The organism is Amycolatopsis sp. SID8362 (assembly GCF_010550475.1).
GTDB classification, from domain to species: domain Bacteria; phylum Actinomycetota; class Actinomycetes; order Mycobacteriales; family Pseudonocardiaceae; genus Amycolatopsis; species Amycolatopsis eburnea.
The window spans coordinates 1-2,385 of sequence record NZ_JAAGNB010000316.1; the positions used below are offsets into that span (position 1 = coordinate 1).

Annotated in this window: 4 protein-coding genes; 3 read left to right on the plus strand and 1 reads right to left on the minus strand. The window is 69.1% G+C overall.

Translation table 11 applies throughout. The features are described from left to right. Positions 1–633 (plus strand): NPCBM/NEW2 domain-containing protein (locus G3I65_RS10600; protein ID WP_160695944.1); only part of this gene is annotated, 633 nt, incomplete at its 5' end. A gap of 57 nt (positions 634–690) precedes the next feature. Here the strand turns inward: G3I65_RS10600 and G3I65_RS10605 are convergent. After that, positions 691–1,485: a hypothetical protein gene (locus tag G3I65_RS10605; protein WP_239071015.1), complete on the minus strand. Its 795-nt coding sequence runs from the start codon at positions 1,483–1,485 to the stop codon at positions 691–693. A gap of 435 nt (positions 1,486–1,920) precedes the next feature. Here G3I65_RS10605 and G3I65_RS10610 point away from each other — a divergent pair, with 435 nt between their 5' ends. Together G3I65_RS10610 and G3I65_RS10615 are read left to right on the plus strand one after the other, a co-directional pair. Next, positions 1,921–2,082, plus strand: a complete 162-nt coding sequence (locus tag G3I65_RS10610) for a hypothetical protein (protein ID WP_160695945.1) — start codon at positions 1,921–1,923, stop codon at positions 2,080–2,082. Positions 2,083–2,250: 168 nt separating this feature from the next. Further along, the coding region (locus G3I65_RS10615; protein ID WP_160695946.1) for a helix-turn-helix domain-containing protein at positions 2,251–2,385 on the plus strand (135 nt) is incomplete at its 3' end.

Consider the following 2,385-nt stretch of genomic DNA (forward strand, 5'->3'; position numbering starts at 1 on the left):
GCCGCCGCCGGCGTCACGACGGTGGCGCTGGCGAACTCGGGCGGCACCCCGGCGGCCGCGCCCGCCCCGGTGACGATCACGCAGGCCCCGCCCACGGCCACGGTGACCGCCGCCGCTCCCACCACGGCGAGCACCACGTCCGCGCCGGCGGTCCCGGCTTCCGCCTCCGCCGGCGACGCGACGGTCGAGCAGTACCTGAGCGAGCTGACCCCGGTCGAGGGGTCCTTCGACCGCAACCACGAGACCGGCAACATCGGCGGCAAGCCGTACCTGCACACCGTCGGCACCGGCGTCCAGGAGTGCTCGGAAGCCGACACGGCCGAGTACAACATCTCCAAGGGCTACCGGAAGTTCACCGCGACCGCCGGCCTCGACGACAACTCCGCCGACTCCGGCCTGAAGGTGCAGCTCGAGATCTTCGGCGACGGCCGCAAGCTGCAGACGACGGTGCTGGAACTGAACAAGCCGACGGCGATCGACCTCGACGTCACCGGTGTCCTGCGGCTGAAGATCGGCTGGCAGCCGGTCAAGTCCGGGTCGTGCGGCGATTCCGGCAACTACCTGAACCTCGGCGAGGCCAAGCTGCTCGGGGTGCCGGGCGAGGTGCCCACGTCCCTGGCCCCGACCGGCTGACCGCGTGCAGTGAATGACTCATTCATGTCGTCCGGCGACATGAATGAGTCATTCACGTCATTCGGGGTCGGACTGCCAGCGGACGCCGTAGGCGAAGCCCGGTGCCAGGTGCCGGAACTGGACGTGCACCTCACCGGCGTCGTCGGCGGTCAGCTCCGTCCCGCGCGGGAAGCGGTCGCGCGTGTCGTTCTGGAACGCCTTCTCCAGCTTCACGATCCGCTCCGGCACCTGGTCCCGGAAGCGGACGTGCAGGTCGAACAACTCGCACGGGTGCCGCGGCACGCACACGTAATGCGGTTCCCGCAGGCGCGCCCGGAACCGCAGCGCGATCTCGTGCCGCTGCCCGCGCTGCAACGGCGCCGGCAATCGCAACGCGAGCCCGACGCGGTCGCTCGACTCCATCTCGCGCTTGGTGAGCACACCGCCGTGGAACACGTCGACCTCGAGATCCTCCGCACTCACGGATGCGCCGGAATTGGCGGTCGTGGTGAGCGTCAGCGCGAGATCGAGTTCGCTGATTTCGTCGGCGTCCGCGACCACCCGGCGGATTTCGAACACCTCCGCCTGCGGCTGGTCCAGTGCCAGTGAGACGCGCAGTTCTTCGGTGTGCCAACTGCGGCTCGGGTAGGGCGACGGCGAGTGCGGCCGGGCGGCCGCCACCGCCATTGCCGCGATCTGCTCGATGCCGTCGTCGATGCGCCGCCGGACGGTGCGGTCGTCGCGTTCCAGCGTGATCGCGGCCCAGCGCACCCGCTCCTGGTAGAAGGGCTTGCGCGCGGCTTCGTCCAGCGCGAACGCCGCCAGCAACGCGATCCTGAGGTCTTCCGGCAGCGTCTCGACCAGCGGGCGCAAGCGATTCGTGATTTTACGCCGCATCTCCACGGTGTCGTCATCTTCCAAAATGCCACATGTGGTGCGCAACGCCGGGCCGACCCGATCGCCGAGCGGTGTGGTGAAAATTGCCCTCCCCTTGCGGAGAATCTTCAGCTCTCCGACCACGTCCGCCGCACTGAGGTCCACCGTTCCTCCCCTGCCCGCTCCACGCACGGGGATCAATACTCGTCACCGCCGCGGCCGGTGTCCAGTCGATCATGTCGGGACGAACGGATCGTTATCCCGGGGTTTCCTTTCCCCTCGTTAGCGGAAACAGGAAACTCCTTGTCGGACCGTTCCGATGGGCCGCATTCTGCATGGGCCGCACCGATTCCGCGGCGATAAACCACAAGACCACCGGGTGTTCCCGGGTGCCCGGGTGGCGCCCGCGTGCGCCCAGTCGAAGGAGTCGAAATGAAGGTCGTCTGTTCGTTTTCGCTGCTCCTGCGGCTGGCTTTCTGGCTGACCGCGTCGGCGCTGGTCGCCGGGGTCGCGCTGGGCCACCAGCCGGACCCCGTCACCGCGCCGCAGCAGCTCACCCCGGTGGTCGCCGCGTACGGAGAGGAGGTGCGGTAGCCATGCAGACCCACGCGATCGGGCTCGTCCTGGCCCTGCTGACCGTCGTGTTCGGCTGAGGCCGGCATGCGACACGACCACGAGCCGGCCGGGGCGAGCACCCCGGCCGGCCGGTGTCCCGGGACCGTTTCCACGGCCATACTTGTCCTTCGACGAGGGTGGGTGCTGATGAGCGAACGAGCGACGTTCGGCGCGGAGCTGCGCCGCCTGCGCCACGCCGCCGGCCTCTCCCTCACGGAACTGGCGGACCGCGTCCACTACAGCAAGGGCTACCTGAGCAAGGTCGAAACCGGGCTCACCACG

Excerpts from the sequence above, each read along its gene's own strand:
- G3I65_RS10610 (WP_160695945.1), top strand. The coding sequence starts at position 1,921 with ATGAAGGTCGTCTGTTCGTTTTCGCTGCTCCTGCGGCTGGCTTTCTGG.